At 74.3% G+C, this 538-nt stretch carries 1 protein-coding gene; it reads left to right on the top strand.

Annotation, left to right across the window (positions count from 1 at the left end):
• Window positions 1–538, top strand: a 538-nt coding sequence (locus HMPREF0731_RS22850; RefSeq protein ID WP_007006657.1) for a lytic transglycosylase domain-containing protein, incomplete at both ends; no start/stop codon positions are given.

Raw genomic sequence — 538 nt, 5'->3', positions numbered from 1 at the left:
GCTCTGCCGCGCCGCCATCGCCCTGGCGGAGCGCGAATTCAGCCTGCCCGCCGGGCTGCTGGCGGCGATCGGCCGGGTCGAATCCGGCCGGCGCGAGGGCGGCCGCACCGACCCCTATCCCTGGACCATCAACGCCGAGGGGCGCGGCAGCATGTTCCCCAGCAAGCCGGCAGCAATTGCCGCCGTGCAGGCCTTGCAGGCCGGGGGCATGCGCTCGATCGACGTCGGCTGCATGCAGATCAACCTGCGCCACCACCCGGACGCCTTCGCCAGCCTGGAGCAGGCCTTCGACCCGCTGGCCAATGCCCGCTACGCGGCGCGCTTCCTGACCGAGCTTTATGCTCCGAGGCAGGACTGGGCGCGCGCCGCGGCGGCCTACCACTCGCAGACGCCGGAATACGCCGCGCCCTACCTGGCCCGCGTGCAGGCCGCCTGGGAGGTGGAGAAGCGCGAGGCGCCGATGGCCCAGGGCCAGGCGCTGGCGACCCTGCAGGGGCTGGCGGGCGGCCCGCCCATGCCCGGCAGCATCGGCAGCTGG

It is taken from the genome of Pseudoroseomonas cervicalis ATCC 49957, from assembly GCF_000164635.1.
Lineage (GTDB): Bacteria > Pseudomonadota > Alphaproteobacteria > Acetobacterales > Acetobacteraceae > Pseudoroseomonas > Pseudoroseomonas cervicalis.
This window is presented reverse-complemented; position numbering and strand designations above follow the sequence as displayed.